At 69.7% G+C, this 14,362-nt stretch carries 16 protein-coding genes; 7 read left to right on the top strand and 9 right to left on the bottom strand.

The genetic code is table 11. The annotated features are described in order from the left end of the window. Positions 1-6: 6 nt before the first annotated feature. Together AB0H88_RS15355 and AB0H88_RS15350 are read left to right on the top strand one after the other, a co-directional pair. A complete protein-coding gene (locus AB0H88_RS15355) occupies positions 7-639 on the top strand; it encodes a DUF47 family protein (protein WP_357644640.1) in 633 nt (210 codons plus the stop codon). A gap of 25 nt (positions 640-664) precedes the next feature. Further along, the gene (locus tag AB0H88_RS15350; RefSeq protein WP_357644638.1) at positions 665-1,120 is read left to right on the top strand and encodes an NUDIX domain-containing protein; all 456 of its coding nucleotides are present in this window, start codon (positions 665-667) and stop codon (positions 1,118-1,120) included. Positions 1,121-1,178: 58 nt separating this feature from the next. On the opposite strand, the gene AB0H88_RS15345 is transcribed toward AB0H88_RS15350, so the two are convergent. The 4 genes from AB0H88_RS15345 to AB0H88_RS15330 all read right to left on the bottom strand — a co-directional run bounded on the left by AB0H88_RS15345 (position 1,179) and on the right by AB0H88_RS15330 (position 4,948). Then, positions 1,179-1,922, bottom strand: coding sequence for an MBL fold metallo-hydrolase (locus AB0H88_RS15345; protein WP_357644636.1), 744 nt, complete (start codon positions 1,920-1,922; stop codon positions 1,179-1,181). 21 nt (positions 1,923-1,943) lie between these two features. Beyond that, positions 1,944-2,726, bottom strand: a complete 783-nt coding sequence (locus AB0H88_RS15340; protein WP_357644634.1) for a hypothetical protein — start codon at positions 2,724-2,726, stop codon at positions 1,944-1,946. 73 nt (positions 2,727-2,799) lie between these two features. Continuing rightward, complete coding sequence (locus AB0H88_RS15335; protein ID WP_357644632.1) at positions 2,800-3,255, bottom strand: hypothetical protein; 456 nt, start codon at positions 3,253-3,255, stop codon at positions 2,800-2,802. A gap of 40 nt (positions 3,256-3,295) precedes the next feature. Beyond that, positions 3,296-4,948, bottom strand: coding sequence for a tetratricopeptide repeat protein (locus AB0H88_RS15330; protein ID WP_357644631.1), 1,653 nt, complete (start codon positions 4,946-4,948; stop codon positions 3,296-3,298). An 81-nt stretch (positions 4,949-5,029) separates the two neighbouring features. Between AB0H88_RS15330 and AB0H88_RS15325 the strand changes: the two genes are divergently transcribed. Further along, a complete protein-coding gene (locus tag AB0H88_RS15325; RefSeq protein WP_357644629.1) occupies positions 5,030-5,206 on the top strand; it encodes a hypothetical protein in 177 nt (58 codons plus the stop codon). A 10-nt stretch (positions 5,207-5,216) separates the two neighbouring features. Here the strand turns inward: AB0H88_RS15325 and AB0H88_RS15320 are convergent, their stop codons facing one another. The 3 genes from AB0H88_RS15320 to AB0H88_RS15310 form a co-directional block, all read right to left on the bottom strand. Next, positions 5,217-6,464, bottom strand: coding sequence for a DMT family transporter (locus AB0H88_RS15320; RefSeq protein WP_357644627.1), 1,248 nt, complete (start codon positions 6,462-6,464; stop codon positions 5,217-5,219). Positions 6,465-6,691: 227 nt separating this feature from the next. After that, positions 6,692-7,213, bottom strand: coding sequence for a GNAT family N-acetyltransferase (locus tag AB0H88_RS15315; protein WP_357644625.1), 522 nt, complete (start codon positions 7,211-7,213; stop codon positions 6,692-6,694). Continuing rightward, positions 7,210-8,736 carry an XRE family transcriptional regulator gene (locus AB0H88_RS15310; protein WP_357644624.1) on the bottom strand — a complete coding sequence of 509 codons (1,527 nt, stop codon included), beginning with the start codon at positions 8,734-8,736 and terminating at the stop codon, positions 7,210-7,212. The genes AB0H88_RS15315 and AB0H88_RS15310 overlap by 4 nt, the downstream gene beginning before the upstream one ends. A gap of 297 nt (positions 8,737-9,033) precedes the next feature. On the opposite strand from AB0H88_RS15310, the gene AB0H88_RS15305 reads away from it, so the two are divergent. The 4 genes from AB0H88_RS15305 to AB0H88_RS15290 all read left to right on the top strand — a co-directional run bounded on the left by AB0H88_RS15305 (position 9,034) and on the right by AB0H88_RS15290 (position 12,663). After that, positions 9,034-9,318 carry a hypothetical protein gene (locus tag AB0H88_RS15305; RefSeq protein ID WP_357644622.1) on the top strand — a complete coding sequence of 95 codons (285 nt, stop codon included), beginning with the start codon at positions 9,034-9,036 and terminating at the stop codon, positions 9,316-9,318. 494 nt (positions 9,319-9,812) lie between these two features. Then, positions 9,813-10,745, top strand: coding sequence for a mechanosensitive ion channel family protein (locus AB0H88_RS15300; protein ID WP_357644620.1), 933 nt, complete (start codon positions 9,813-9,815; stop codon positions 10,743-10,745). 9 nt (positions 10,746-10,754) lie between these two features. After that, on the top strand, positions 10,755-11,138 hold the full coding sequence (locus tag AB0H88_RS15295) for a globin (RefSeq protein WP_357644618.1): 384 nt from the start codon (positions 10,755-10,757) through the stop codon (positions 11,136-11,138). A 16-nt stretch (positions 11,139-11,154) separates the two neighbouring features. After that, positions 11,155-12,663: an alpha-amylase family glycosyl hydrolase gene (locus tag AB0H88_RS15290; RefSeq protein ID WP_357644616.1), complete on the top strand. Its 1,509-nt coding sequence runs from the start codon at positions 11,155-11,157 to the stop codon at positions 12,661-12,663. A gap of 84 nt (positions 12,664-12,747) precedes the next feature. On the opposite strand, the gene AB0H88_RS15285 is transcribed toward AB0H88_RS15290, so the two are convergent. Both AB0H88_RS15285 and AB0H88_RS15280 read right to left on the bottom strand, forming a co-directional pair. Continuing rightward, positions 12,748-13,938, bottom strand: a complete 1,191-nt coding sequence (locus tag AB0H88_RS15285) for an MFS transporter (RefSeq protein ID WP_357644614.1) — start codon at positions 13,936-13,938, stop codon at positions 12,748-12,750. Beyond that, positions 13,935-14,315, bottom strand: a complete 381-nt coding sequence (locus AB0H88_RS15280) for a thioesterase family protein (protein ID WP_357644612.1) — start codon at positions 14,313-14,315, stop codon at positions 13,935-13,937. Before AB0H88_RS15280 ends, AB0H88_RS15285 begins: the two co-directional genes overlap by 4 nt. Positions 14,316-14,362: the final 47 nt, after the last annotated feature.

The raw sequence follows: 14,362 nt of genomic DNA, 5'->3' as shown, positions 1-14,362 counted from the left end.
GGCGCTATGAAGCGGTTGCGACGGGCCCAGGCGTTGCTGTCGGGACGCATGGACAGCGCGCTCACCGAGGCCCTGCTCGGCCAGCTGGCGGCGACCAAGGAGGGCGCCTGGCTGGCGATGGCCATGATCGGCGGGGAGGTGGGCAGGACGGGCGCCCACGAGAAGATGCGGGTGATCGAGCACCTCGGCGACGAGGAGCGGCGCGCCCTGGTGGAGGAGCTCAAGTCCGCTCTGGTCACGCCGATCGACCGGGAGGACCTCTACCGCCTCTCCCGCTCGATCGACGACGTCCTGGACTCGCTGCGCGACTTCGTGCGCGAGTCGCACCTCTACCGGGTGCCGGACCAGCTCCGCTTCGCACCGCTGCTCGACCAGGTCATCGATGGCATCGACGCCCTGGAGAACGCCGTCCGCGACCTCGCCTCCCGCCCCTCGGCCGTGCTCCATGACGCGCTGGAGGCGAAGAAGACCGGCAGGTCCATCAGGCGGATGTACCAGTACGAGATCGCCCGCATCTTCTCGGGCGAGCTGACGTCCGACGCGATGAAGCAACGTGAGCTGGTGCGCCGCCTGGAAATCGTCGGCATGGCCATCGGCGAGGCCGCCGACGCCATCGCCGACGGCTCCATGAAACGCTGACCCGGTACGTGCGTGAGGAGGACGCGTGGAGTCCCACCAGATCAGCAGCGACCGTCCCGCAGCGCGGGTGGTCTGCGTGGACGCCGAGGGCCGGGTGCTGCTCGTGCGCTGGCATGACCACATCAGGGGCGAGGCGATCTGGGAGCCGCCGGGTGGCGGGATCGATCCCGGCGAGACGCCCCTGGAAGCGGCCGCCCGGGAGCTGACCGAGGAGACCGGCCTGCCGGGGTCGGCGGTGCGTGATCAGTGGGTGCCCGTGCATCGGGACTTCAGCTGGCTCGGGGTGCGGTACGTGAAGACCGAGCCGTTCTACCTGGCCTGTTTCCCCGGGAAAGCCCCCGAGGTGGACCCCGGCGAGCTCACGGACGAGGAGGCTCGGGCCTACCTCGGCTACCGGTGGTTCGCCGCCGACGAGCTGCCGCACGGCGTCGAGCCGCCCGAGCTGGCCGAGGTGATAGCCAAGCTGACGGGACCGGCCTGACCCACGGTCACACGTCCAGCGTGAGGCAACGGATGGCCACGAGCGACCTGACGCACGATCAGAAGTCCAGGGTGAGGCCGCCCGTGGCCACGGCCAGCTCGCCGCCATACGTCCTGGCGGCCGCCGCCAGCGCGGGCTCGGGCGGGGTGTCCGGCCACAGGTGGGTGAGCACCAGCCGGGCCACCCCGGCGCGGGCCGCCGTATGACCCGCGTCCAGAGCGCTCGACAAGTAGGGCGCGTCCTCGTCGGGCACCTGTTCGGGATAGGTCGCCTCGGCCAGCAGCACGTCGGCGTCCCGGGCCAGCTCGGCCAGCTCGGGGGCGGGCCCGGTGTCTCCCGTGTACGCGACCACCCGGCCGCCGCCGGTCAGCCGGAGTCCCGCGTTGGGCACATGGTGCGGGAGCGACCAGGTGTCCAGACGGAAGGGCCCGATCTCGTACGGCTTGTCGGGAGCCAGGTCGTACGAGACGAAGCTACCGGCCAGCATCCGGGCTTTGTCCAGCGCGAGCACGGCGGTGAGGGCCTCAGGCGGCGCGTACACCGGCAGCGCGGCCGGCGGCGCGTCACCCAGGGCGCGGGCCCGCAGGAGGGGGTTCAGGTCGGCGCAGTGGTCGGGGTGGCCATGCGTGACCAGCACCGCGTCGATCTCCTCGGCGGCCGTCGACACCAGCAGCCTGGGCAGGGTGGCGTAACCGGGATCGATCAGCACCCGGAACCCGTCGTGTTCGACCAGGTAGCCGCTGCACGCCTGCCCGGCCGCCGGCCATGCCCCGCAGCCGCCCAGCACCGTGATTCTCACCATGAACAGGGAAATATAGCGGGCTCAGGACGTGTGGCGGTGGCCCAGCTCCGTCAGCGTGGTCCGCATCAGCCCGCGCAGCAGCTCGCCCGCCACCTTCTCGTGCTCGCCCTCCACCGGCAGCCCTTCGGTCACCCGGGCCTGGTAGTTCTCCCGCTCCCCCGGGTCGGTGTAGGGCTGCGCCGTCATCCCCACCACGACCGCCGCCCGGGTGCCGCCTCTGGGGAGCACCGCCACGGCATGCGTGCGCAGGCAGGTCTCGTCCGGCGCGCCGTACCAGCCGCACTTGACCCCGGCCTCCGGCGAGCCGAGCGCCTCGCGGGCGCCGAACGCCTGCTGGCCCGTGACCTCGCGCATCCAGTCGAGGACCGTGGCCGCCACCGGGTCGCCGGCGGCGGCGGTCTGGGCGAGCGACGCGTAGGCGATGGCGACCTCGTCGGCCGCCACCTCGACCGAGCCGAAGCGCGACGGATCGCCGTTGGGCGGCGCCCAGACGACGCCCGTGCGCTGGTAGATGTCGTCCAGGATGACCCGTGGCCCGACCGCGAGCCAGAGGTTGAGCGTGTCGGCGTTGGACGAGACGACCACCGCGGGCTCGGCGTGGCGGCGCCAGCGCTCGGCGTCGGGGATGTGCGCGGCCGACACCCACGCGTACAGCGGCTTGAGCAGCGAGGCGCAGCGAAGCCGGGCCAGGCCGGAGCGGACGCTCACCGCGCGGGCGGGCGGGCCTCCGTAGCCGCGCCTGATGCCCGCCGCCTGAGCGCTGGCTCCTTCCCGCAGGTCACGCAACAGCTCGTCAAAGGCCACGGGTCCAACCGTAGCCGTAGGAAGGGCTCTCCCAGCGCCCTTCGCGCCACTCCGCGTCCGGCGGGTCGCCGGATCAAGGACCGCGCCACCACCAGGACACCGCGATCGCGACGAACACCAGAGCCGGGACACCGAGCGACACGAGCAGCCGCCTCCTCTTGGCGACCTCCACGTCCGTCGCGAAGGCCGCCATGGCGCCCGCCATCGCGAACGCCACCGCCGACATCACCACGTGGGCGAATCTGGACGACGAGGACGGGAGCACCTCACCCGCCACCCGGAAAACCATCAGCATGGCGGCCGTCACCCAGGCCACGCGGAAGCCCGGGCGTACCTCCACCCGGTTGAGCACCACGGCCGACAGGGCGAACATGCCCACGGTGATCACTAGAAGGGTGCCGAGCGCCGGAGGCAGGCAGTTCCACTGCTCGCAGCCGACGGCCGTCCATCCGATGCGGGCGGTGGCCCACCAGAGAACGCCCAGGGCCGCGTAGACCGCCGCCGCCCTGGCCGCCCGTTGCTTCGGCATCCCTACATACTGGCCGATGCCCTGTCCAACCGCGGATGCCCTACATACTGGCCGACCGGAGACGTGCCGCCCGCTCGTCGTCGGCCGCCGCCTCGGCCGGGTGGCCCAGGGCGCGGCGGACCACGGCGCGGTTGTCGTAGAGGGTCGGCTGCTGGGGTTCGAGGGTGATGGCCTGCGTCAGGTCGGCCAGCGCGCCCACCCAGTCCCCCGACTCATAGCGCAGCACGCCACGGTTGCCCCAGGCCGACGCCAGCTCGGGAGCCGCGTCGACCGCCAGGTCCAGCGCCCGGCGGGCCTCACTCAGCCGACCGGCCGCGGTGTCCAGCTGGCCCAGCACGACCAGCAGGTACGGGTTGCCCGGCGACTGACCGAGCCCGGCCGTCACATCGGCCCTGGCCTCCTCGTCCCGCTCCAGCATGGCCAGCAGGCCCGCCCGGTTGATGTAGGCGTCCAGGTAGTCCGGGTCCAGCTCGATCACCCGGCCGAGGTCGATGAGGGCGCCGTCGAGGTCGTCCCGTACGACGCGCAGCTCGGCCCGGTTGTAGTACGCCTCGGGCAGCGGCGGCCCGGCCCGCATCGCCCACTCGTAGTCGGCCAGCGCCTCCTCGTGCCGCCCGAGCCGGTAGAGCAGGTTGCCGCGGTCGAGGTAGTAGTCGGGGAACATCGGGTCGATCGCGATGGCCGCGCCGTACTCCTCCAGCGCCTCCTTGACCCGCCCGAGCGAGGCCAGCAGCTGGGCGCGGTTGGCCAGCAGCACCATCCGGTGCACCGGGTGCCGCTCACCCAGCTCACGGGCCAGGTCGAGGGCGGAGTCCACCAGGGTGAGCGCGGCCTCGGGACGGCCCTGCCGCAGCTCGATCAGCGCGAGCCCGTTGCGGTCGAAGCCGAGCTTGAAGGCGCGTTCCATGGGGTCGGGCAGCAGGCTGGAGATGGCTATCGCCTGGTTGATCCAGCCCGTGGCCCGGCCCAGGTCGCGCTGGGCGGCGTCGGAGTTGCGGGCGTCGAGCATGGCGGTGCCGTACGCGCTGGCGGAGTGGACGGCGGGATCCTGGCTGGAGCGGCGGGCGGCCTCCCACAGCACGCGGGCCTCGAGCGTCTGGCCGAGCGCGCCGAGCGCGGTCGCGGTGCGCTGTGCGAAGAGCCACCACCGCCGGCTGCCGGGCTCGGTGCGCGCGAGGCCGAGCTGGCCCAGCTCGACCAGCGCGTGCAGGAAGCCCTCCCTCGTGCAGCGGTCGACGAGCTCCCACAGCTCATCGGCATCGCGCGAGTCCTCGGGCGGCTCCGGCCCGCCGGAGTAGACCATGATCGTCAGGATGTCCGGGGGGATCCTGCGCATCAGCACGTCGAGCAGTTCGACGTCGGTGGGGTCGGCGGCGTCGGCGTTGCACACCGCCAGCGCGCAGCCGGGCGGCACCACCGCACGGACGAACTCCGCGATCCCGTTGGCCAGCCGCAGTGAGCGGCGCGGCGCGGGCACCAGAATGCGCTCGTCATCGGACAGGCCCGCGTCCAGGGCCATCCTGCGGGGTGGCACCCGGTCACACAGACCAGGTGCTACTGCTCGGATCTCGATGTCATGAGCCGTCACGAGCTCCTTGGAGCTGTCCAAGGCGGCCAGGACCAGGTGGTGCAGCAGCGCGGATCCGACGGTGTAGGGGCCCAGGGGCCGTCTGTGCCCGTCGATCACCGGCATCAGCAGATCTACTGCCTCCCATCGGCCGGGCGGGCCCCCCCGAGCCCTGAGATGGGATCTCCCCTCGATCACCCCTTATGTATGACGCTGGAGGTCCCGGCAAGCCTTGCGGTGCCAGGCTTGCGGACGGCGATGCGCTTCATGATGAACCTCTCACTTTTGGGTTTACTCACCACTATCGGACACCTCAGCGAATATCAAGATTTCTGGCGAATAAGTGAGCGGCCAATCAATAAGAACCTCTGGTTTTTTGACTGAGATTAGGGGCCTATTGGGACCGAAACCAGCGGGCTATTGACATCGACCTCTTCTGTCCAGATTCCTCGACCAACGCGCACAGACAACGGCCGACGAGCCCATCCGATGGGCAACCGTCGTGAGAAAGGTTCTTCGCCCGGACGATATCGGTAGCCTGCTCGATCAGCCGATCGAGACTGGGCTCCCTCGCCCCCTTGTGCGAACGGTCGTTCCACGGGCACGCCTCGGCGCGCGCGCAGGCGGTCTTGGCGGGGTACGACACGGCGCGCCGCTCCAGCTTCAGCGGATCGTCCCGCTTGATCTTCAGATCGGCCAGCACCCTCCTGGCCCTCCTGGTCACCACGACCAGGGCCCGGTCGCCCACCTCTCGCGGCGAGCCCCTACTGGGCACGGCCAGCAGCATCGCGGCCGCCATCAGCCCGCCGCCCACGATCATGCTCAGGCCCACCTGCTCGTGGAACCAGATCACCGCGATCAACGTCACCCAGAGTGGCTGGGATGACATCAGCACGGCGCTGGGGATGGCCGACACGTGCGCCTGACCGTACGAGCGGGCCAGGAAGCCCAGAGCACACGAGACGACGGAGAGGTGGGCGAGTATCCCCCAGTCAGGCAGGGTGGCGGGCACCGCGATCCTGTCGCGCACGGCCAGCACACCGGCCATGGCGCCGATCGTGGCGAGCTGGATGACGGTGAGCGCGTAGGCGTCGAAGACCTTCTCGCCACCCGAGAGCCGCGAGAGGAACAGCGTGTGGCCGGAGTAGAGGGCGGCGGCCCCGAGCGTCACCCCGAGGGCGAGCAAGGAGATCTCCCGGTCCTCCGTGCCGCGCATCAACGTGAATACGGTCATGCCGGCCAAGGCGAGTCCCACGCCCACCCAGACCCGGCGGAGCACCTTGGCCCGGAACACCGCCAGGGCCAGGATCGGGGTGATGACCACGTTGCACCCGACGGCGAACCCCGAGACCGCCGACGGGAGACTGTCGAGCGCGATGGCCTGGGCGCACTGCCCGACGCCGAACATGACCCCCAGGATGACCCCGTTGACCCAGGTCCGCCGAGACAGGCGCCGGAGGCTGCGCGGCCGGAGCAGGTACAGGGTGAGCGCCGCGAGGAGGTAGCGCTCGGCGAGCAGGTCCTCGACGGGTAACCGGAGGATGAGATCTTTCATCAGCGGGAACGCCGACCCCCATGCGGCGCTGACGAACAACAGGAGCACGGCTCCCAGGAGGGGCCGGGGAGCGGGCACAACGGCCATGCCAAAAAGCATCTCACTACAATCAGCAGCCATCGATGTACAGGCAGCAGTCGGGGATGCTCCTGTACCACCGAGAGGAACGGGCCTCACCCGCGGGTGCGTACATCTCTATCCACAGGAGTCCCTGGGGCACCATTTCCGTCACCTCCGCTCGCCCGCCCGACCGCGCGACTACGGAGTGTGCCTGCCCGCGCACTTCGGCCCGGGCAGGCACGGGGGCTATGGCTCTACGATTCGAGCGCGTCGGCCGACTCGACGACCCGCCGGCGGTCGCCCTCCTCCGGCACCAGGCGCTTCTCGCCATAGACGACGACGAGGTCACCGACCTGCCGCCGGGCGATCTCCCGCCAGCCGTGGCGCTCGTACAGCGCCAAGGCGGCCCCCTGGTTGAGCGTCGTGTCTCCGCGGACGTGATGGAATCCCAGCTCCACCGCCCGTTTCTCCAAGGCCCGCAGCATGGTGGCGCCGAACCCGCGCCGCTGGAAGCCCGGATGGACCCGCAGGCGGCACACCTCGGCCGTCTCCGAGTCGATGGGTCTCAGGCCGCCCATGGCCACGACCCGCGAGCCGAGCTCTCCGACGAGGAAGTCACCGCCGCACGCCAGGTAGAGCTCCTGGATGCGGGGGAAGTCGTCGTCGTAGTAAACACCGTCGCCCGGCGCCAGTCCCACCTCGGCGAGACAGATGTGGTGCAGGACGAGGATGGGGTCGAGGTCAGACCAACGATAACGTCGGATCTTCAGCTTCATGCACTCCCTTCCCCGGTGGCCAGTTCAGTAGGACGCAGTTCCTCCATGAACACGGCCAGGTCGGGATGATTCGCGTCGCGCGCCTTGATCGCCTGTGCCAGCGCGACAGCCGGGCGCATGATGAAATCGGTGCGGTATTCGGGGCCGAGCAGACGCATCGCCTCCCTGCCCATGACGATGGCCTCCTGGATGTCCCCCTCGATCAGGCGACACTGTGCGCGGTCCAGCCTGATCAGCGTCTGGTCGATGATGTGATCTTGGTATTTGTCGAGTGCCTGGTCGAGCACCACCTCGGCTTCGAGGGTCTGTCCGAGCTTCGTGAGGACGTCGCCCTGGTAGAAGTAGAGCTGCCGTTCGGTGTAGCCGAAGGCCATGTCCTCGCGCTCGTGCGACTTCATGTGCGAGAAGGCGTTCCTGGCCCGCGCCAGGGCGCGTTTGGCCTGGTCGACGACCTCCTTCTTGCTGTCGACGCCCGAGATCATGGCCAGCGCGCGGGCCTCGACGACCGGCGCCATGGCCTGCGCGGCGCACGGTGTCTGGCCGGCCAGGTCGCGGCTCTTCTTGGCCAGGTTGAGCGCCTCGCGGGCGTCGCCGTAGTAGAGCGGGACGAGCGCCTCGCGAGCCGTCACCCAGGCCCGCAGCGCGCGGTCGCCGGTCTCGTCGGCGGCCGTGCGGCCGGTGCGGAAGAAGGAGCGGGCCAGCCGGTGGTCGCCGAGGTTGATCATGATCATGCCGCTCAGCCCGGCCAGCTGCGCGGCCATGCGGCACAGGCGCTCCTGCAGGTCGATGGGCTGGCGGCAGGACATGACACTGTGCACGGCGCTGAGTTCGAGCAGCACGTCGCACAGCAGCCGCAGCGGCGCGGTGGTGGTGTATTGGCGCCCGAAGGCCAGCGTGGCCTCTTCCCACTGATCGAGCATGGCGGGAGAGACAGTGGCCGACACGAGCATGGCGTCCATCCGCCGTCTGATGCCCTCGCAGGCGCCCAGCACCTCGCCCTCGAACTTGGCGGACTGGGTGCTGTTGTTCAGCAGCTTCAGCAGGGTGCGGCGCAGGATGTTCTCGTCCTCCTCGTCGGAGGGGGCCGGCGTCGTCGTCTCCGGCGGCACCAGCAGCTCGCGTTGCTGGCTCGCGGCTGGGAGCCGCTCCTTGACCTCGGTGCCGACCACCCCGGGCATCCGGTGGCCATGGCCGCAGATGCACGGGCCCTCGTAGCCGAGGGAGCCCGGCTCGACCCGATAGACCGAGCAGAGGTAGTGGAGATATTCGGGGCCCGGCCGTTTGAGCCCGCTCTCGTAGGCGGACAGCAGGGTTTCGCCGATGCCGGGCTGAGACTTGCCGTCGCGCTCGAACAGGGCTCTGACCTGCTCGATGACGTCGGCCAGGGCGATGCCGTATGAGAGGCGATGTCCCTTGATCCTGGTCGTGCCGAACTGGGGTCCACAGTGTTCGTGGATCTCCTCAGCGATCTGAGCGGAGGTGCGCCCGGTGGCGAGCCCTCTGGCCCGGATCCGCCGCGCCATCTCCGTCTCTCTGTGCTGCCTGCCGGACATCCCGGCCCCTCTCACGCACCATCGGTCCGAAAATGCTAACCGAGCGTAGCGTTAAGGTCGCGCTGCGCCTACCAATGACTATGGCGCATTGATGAGAGGTTGGAAACGCCTTCTTGGAGGTTCCGGTTAAGGATCGTCCTCCGGCGGACTGTTTCTTATCACCTATGAGTGAGAACGGGCTCCCCATGAGCAGAAACCCCTCGTTGCGCACTCCGTTGACTTGAGTCATCTTTGGCCCACCAGCAACGATTCAAGGGAGGACGAAAGGTGGGGGACGACAACTTCGGGCACCTGGAGCGTTTGGTGTCGGAGCTCGACGCTCGTGGCTTGCTCGCACGAGTGGTTCGGACCCAGAACGGGCGGGTGTTCGTCCGGGTCATCAATCCGAACGCGACCAGCCTGACCGAGAGCGTCACCTGCCGGCCTACTGCGGTCGCCGAGCTTCCGGACTGGTGGTACTGCTGGTCCTGGGGTGAGCGCATGCATACGGCCGACGACCCGGCTGGTGCGGCGACCAAGGTCGCACGCGTGCTCGCCGCCGTGGGGGAATGATGACGCGGTGGTCCGGGTGGAGCGCAGCCACCACGGTTCACCGCATCCATGGCGGCTTCTCGGAGCCGGCGGGGTGGCCGGTGCGGAGGGTCTCCTGCACACCGCAGGGGCTCTGGTCATCCCGCCGGTTCCGCTTCTCGCGGGACTCGTGCTTGTACGGCCAGCCAGCCGTACACAGGAGATGCCCTCCAGGTCCGCCTGGAGGGTGTTCGGGGGACCCCTCCCGGAAACGGCTTGGGACATGCTTCCGGGTGTGTGTCCCAGCCGAGCCGCACGTCACCGGAGCATCAGGCCTCGCCCTCCGCGGCCCATGGGGCCTGATGACCCCGTCTTCCCCGGCGTGATGTGACTGCGGCCGGTTCGGTCGGCGGTATCTTTTTGAACGTTCCGCTCGAAAAGTCCGTCGACCGAACCGCTTCCGGAAGGGGACCCAACCAGTGTTCCTGCTGGCACCGCCTACTACTCCTCCACCGAGTCCCCTGGACCCGTTGAAGATGATCAGCGATGTGGGTGAGGTCTGTGGGCAGGACAAGGTCATCTGCGGGTTCCTGCAAACCTTGCTCCCTGTGGGTTTCCTCGCCCCGCTCATCGCCACGCTCATCACGGTCGTCCTGATCCTGGTGCTCGCCCTCGCCGTGCGGAACATCGCCAAGCGCCTGATCACCCGGGTGGTCGGCCGTGCCGCCGCCGGTGGCGGCACGATCACCGGCCGGTTCCGCAGGGCCGGCGCCGCGACCGAGGGCATCGACGCCCTGCTCCACGAGCGGCGCAAGCAACGCGCCGAGACGATGGGCTCGGTGCTCCAGCACATCGCCTCGATCGTCATCATGGGCACCGCCGTGCTGACCGTGCTCGACCGGCTGACGATCCCCATCGCTCCCCTGCTCACCAGCGTCGGCATCCTCGGCGTGGCGATCGGCTTCGGCGCGCAGGAGCTGGTCAAGGACTTCATCGCGGGCATGTTCATGCTGCTGGAAGACCAGTACGGCGTGGGCGACGTGATCGACTCGGGCGCCGCGGTCGGCACCGTCGAGGCGGTCACCCTGCGCGTCACCAGGCTGCGTGACGCCGACGGCCGCGTGTGGTACATCCGCAACGGCACCATCACCCGCATCGGCAACGAGTCGCAGGGCTGGTCGCGGGCCTACCTCGACGTCCCCGTCGCCTGGAACACCGACGTCACCACCGTTCGAGCTATCTTGGAGCACGTGGCCGAGGAGATCTGGGCCGACACCGACTTCCGCGAGACGCTCATCGTGGAGGAACCCTCCGTGGTCGGCGTGGAGCAGCTGTCCGACAGCTCGCTGGTGTTCCGGATCTCCGCCAAGACGATGCCGTCCAAGCAGGCGCAGGTCGCGCGGGAGCTCAGGCTCCAGGTCAAGTCCGCGCTCGACGCCGCGGGCATCCCCATGGTCGCCACCGCATAGGCTTGTACGGTGACTGAAGAAACCTCCTTCTACGAGGCCGTCGGCGGCGAGGAGACCTTCCGGCGACTCGTACACCGCTTCTATGAGGGGATCGCGCAGGATCCGCTGCTGCTCCCGCTCTACCCGGAGGAAGACCTCACCGGGGCCGAAGACCGGTTGCGGGGGTTCCTCATTCAATACTGGGGCGGCCCCACCACCTACAGCCAGGAGCGCGGGCACCCGCGGCTGCGGATGCGGCACAACCCGTTCGTCATCGGCGAGGCCGAGCGCGACGCCTGGCTGCGGCACATGCACGACGCGGTCGAGTCGCTGGAGTTGCCGCAGGAACAGCAGACCAAGCTCTGGGATTACCTGGTCTACGCGGCACACAGCATGGTGAACTCTCCGACATAGCGGGCATGACCGCCCCATGGACATCCCCTGGTGGCGTGATGCCGTCGTCTACGAGATCTATGTTCGCAGCTTCGCCGACGCCTCAGGAGACGGCGTCGGCGATCTGGCCGGAGTGCGTGAGCGCCTGCCGTACCTGGTGGAGCTCGGGGTCGACGCGATCTGGCTGACCCCCTTCTATCCCTCGCCGATGGCCGACGGCGGCTACGACGTGGCCGACTACCGCGGCGTCGACCCGCTGTTCGGGACGCTGGACGACTTCGAGTCGCTGGTCGCGGACGCGCACCGGCTCGGGCTGAAGGTCCTCGTGGACGTGGTGCCCAACCACAGCTCCTCGGAGCACCCCTGGTTCCAGGCCGCGCTGCGCGGCGAGCACCGTGACCGCTACATCTTCCGTGCCGAGCCGAACAACTGGCAGTCCACGTTCAGCGGACCCGCCTGGACGAAGCTGCCGGACGGGCAGTATTACCTGCACCTGTTCGCCCCCGGCCAGCCGGACTTCAACTGGCGCAACCCCGAGATCCACCGGGAGTTCCTCGACATCCTGCGGTTCTGGCTCGACCGGGGGGTCGACGGGTTCCGCATCGACGTGGCGATGGGCCTGTACAAGGCGTGGGGGCTGCCCGACATCCAGGACCAGTCGTTCAAGTCGGTCTCCCCGATCTGGGGCCAGCCGGAGGTGCACGAGGTCTACCGGTCCTGGCGCAAGCTGCTCGACGGCTATCCCGGCGAGCGCATGGCGGTGGGCGAAGTGTGGACGGACAGCTCCGAGGACCTGGCGCTCTACGTGCGCCCCGACGAGTTGCAGCAGAGCTTCAACTTCGCCTGGCTGCAGGCGCCCTGGTCGCCGACCGCGTTCAAGAAGGTCATCGACGACACGCTGGCCGCGGTCCCGTTCGCCACGTGGGTGCTGTCCAACCACGACGTCGTACGGCACCGCACCCGCTACGACACCGCCGATCCGGGCACGGGTCTGATGCGGGCCAAGGCGGCGGTGCTCACGATGCTGGCCCTTCCCGGGTCGGCATATCTCTACCAGGGGGAGGAACTTGGACTCCCAGAGGTGAAGGATCTTCCCCCGGAGGCGCGCCAGGACCCGGTCTTCATCCAGTCGAAGGGCGAGCTGGTCGGCCGCGACGGCTGCCGGGTGCCGCTGCCGTGGTCGGCCGACGGCCGGTCGTACGGGTTCTCCCCCGACGGGGTGGCGCCGTGGCTGCCGCAGCCGGCCGCGTTCGCGGCGCTCAGCGCGGCGGCCCAGGCCGCCGATCCGGGATCGACGCTGTCCTTCTATCGCCGGGCCCTGGCCTGCCGCCGTGAGCTGGTGGGATCGCTGCCCTACACGCTGGAGTGGCTGGACTCCCCCGAAGGCTCGCTCTTCTTCACCCGCGGATCCTTGATCTGCGCCCTCAACTGCGGCACCGAGCCGGTGCGGCTGCCGTCGCACGGCGGGGTCCTGCTGCCCAGCGGGCCACTCGACGGCGACCTGCTGCCACCCGACACCGCCGTCTGGCTACGTGCGTCATCCTGACGGCCGGAACTGGTCGGGTGCGTCATCCTGACGGCCGGAACTGGTCGGGTGCGTCATCCTGACGGCCGGAACTGGCCGCGTACGTCATCCCGACGGCCTGGACGCTTCCGGCTCCGCGGTGGCGTGGCGCTCGCCGCGGGTGGGGATGACGGGCAGCGAGATCAGCGCGCACGCCAGCCCCGCCGCGAACCCGGCCCAGTAGCCCGTGGCCGTGATCAGTAGCCCGGCCAGCGGCGTGACGCCGAGGGACACGACGTTCTGGATGGTGTTGTGGGTGCCGAGCACCCGCCCCGCCCATCCGGGGCCGGCGAGCTCGCCCGCCGAGAGGTAGGCGAGCCCGTTCCCCGCCACGGTGATCACCGCGGCCAGCGCCAGCATGGCCGGGCCGAGCCACGACTCGGTGACCGCGCCCAGCACCAGCAGGGCCAGCACGGCCAGTGAGCCGAACGTCAGCAGCCGCAGCGGCGCCATCCGCAGGCCGGTCCGGTCGGACCAGCGTCCGGCCGCGATACGTATCACCGCGCCGCCGATGGCCGCCACGCCGAAGAGCTGTCCCGCCCGTACGCCGTCCCAGCCGTAGACGCCGACCAGGCAGGCCACGCCGTACGTACTGACGACGACCTGGGGCACCACGTGCAGCGCGCTGGTCGCGTGCACCCGCCAGAGCGCGGGCTGACGGTACGGCGAGGCGGCCGGTGCCGTACGGGCGCCCGAGATCGCGTGCGGCGGCTCGGCCAGGAAGAGAGCGGCCAGGACGGCGGCGAGCAGGCTGACTCCGGCGCAGACGATGAACACGCCCGAGATGCCGTGGGCCCGCGCGATCGGCGGCAGGACGAACGCGGCGACGGCCATGCCGAGGGTGTAGGAGACCTGGCGCAGGCCCATCGCGACGCCGCGCTCCGGCGGCTCGAACCAGCGCAGCACGATCCGGCCGCCGCCGACCATGGCCGCGGACCCCGCGGCCCCGGCCAGGGCGAGTAGCGGGACCACCGCCCAGATCTCGGTCACGAAGGCCAGTGCGGCGAACAGCACGGCGGCCAGCCCGACGCCGACGCCGAGCACCAGCCGCTCGCCCCGCCGGTCGGCCAGCATGCCCCAGGCGACCAGGGACAGCAGGATGCCTAAGGCCGGAGCGTTGCCGATGACCCCGGCGACCGGCAGCGAGACACCGAAATATCGCTGGATGTCCGGCATGACGAGCGGCAGCCCGAACAGCCCCAGCGTGACGCTGGCGTGCGCGTTGACCCCCAGACCAAGCATCAGCCAGCGCTTCATGCCGACATGAACCGCCGCAGGTAGCCGAGTTCGTCGGAGGTCAGCCTGCGCGGCGCGGCACGTTCGACGTCGTAGGCGACGATCACCGAGGTGGCCCGGACGAACAGCTCCTCGTCGTCGCGGATCTCGTACTCCAGCGTGAACCGGACCGGTCTGATCTCCGTCACCCAGGTCTCCACCCGGACCGGCTCGGGGCGGAAGCCGAGCGGGCGCAGGTAGTCGATCTCGTGCCGGGAGACGACCAGTCCGTTGAAGGGGGCGTCACCCGCCTTGTACGGATCGATGTGGAGCATCCCCAGCCGGGCGTCCTCCAGATAGTCGAAGAAGCGGACGTTGTTCACATGCCCAAGTGAGTCGATGTCCGCAAATCTCACCATTCGGGGGAAGATATGCCGTTGGGCGAGGGAATGTTCAACCACGCAGG

Origin of the sequence: Nonomuraea sp. NPDC050680, assembly GCF_040654555.1 — a bacterium.
GTDB lineage: Bacteria > Actinomycetota > Actinomycetes > Streptosporangiales > Streptosporangiaceae > Nonomuraea.
Note: the sequence above shows the minus strand (reverse complement) of the source record. Positions and strands in the feature narration are given on the sequence as shown.

Excerpts from the sequence above, each read along its gene's own strand:
- AB0H88_RS15330 (WP_357644631.1), bottom strand. The coding sequence starts at position 4,948 with ATGCCGGTGATCGACGGGCACAGACGGCCCCTGGGCCCCTACACCGTC.
- AB0H88_RS15280 (WP_357644612.1), bottom strand. The coding sequence starts at position 14,315 with ATGGTGAGATTTGCGGACATCGACTCACTTGGGCATGTGAACAACGTC.
- AB0H88_RS15300 (WP_357644620.1), top strand. The coding sequence starts at position 9,813 with ATGATCAGCGATGTGGGTGAGGTCTGTGGGCAGGACAAGGTCATCTGC.
- AB0H88_RS15320 (WP_357644627.1), bottom strand. The coding sequence starts at position 6,464 with ATGGCCGTTGTGCCCGCTCCCCGGCCCCTCCTGGGAGCCGTGCTCCTG.
- AB0H88_RS15325 (WP_357644629.1), top strand. The coding sequence starts at position 5,030 with ATGACGCTGGAGGTCCCGGCAAGCCTTGCGGTGCCAGGCTTGCGGACG.
- AB0H88_RS15310 (WP_357644624.1), bottom strand. The coding sequence starts at position 8,736 with ATGGCGCGGCGGATCCGGGCCAGAGGGCTCGCCACCGGGCGCACCTCC.
- AB0H88_RS15345 (WP_357644636.1), bottom strand. The coding sequence starts at position 1,922 with ATGGTGAGAATCACGGTGCTGGGCGGCTGCGGGGCATGGCCGGCGGCC.
- AB0H88_RS15285 (WP_357644614.1), bottom strand. The coding sequence starts at position 13,938 with ATGAAGCGCTGGCTGATGCTTGGTCTGGGGGTCAACGCGCACGCCAGC.
- AB0H88_RS15335 (WP_357644632.1), bottom strand. The coding sequence starts at position 3,255 with ATGCCGAAGCAACGGGCGGCCAGGGCGGCGGCGGTCTACGCGGCCCTG.
- AB0H88_RS15315 (WP_357644625.1), bottom strand. The coding sequence starts at position 7,213 with ATGAAGCTGAAGATCCGACGTTATCGTTGGTCTGACCTCGACCCCATC.
- AB0H88_RS15355 (WP_357644640.1), top strand. The coding sequence starts at position 7 with ATGAAGCGGTTGCGACGGGCCCAGGCGTTGCTGTCGGGACGCATGGAC.
- AB0H88_RS15290 (WP_357644616.1), top strand. The coding sequence starts at position 11,155 with ATGGACATCCCCTGGTGGCGTGATGCCGTCGTCTACGAGATCTATGTT.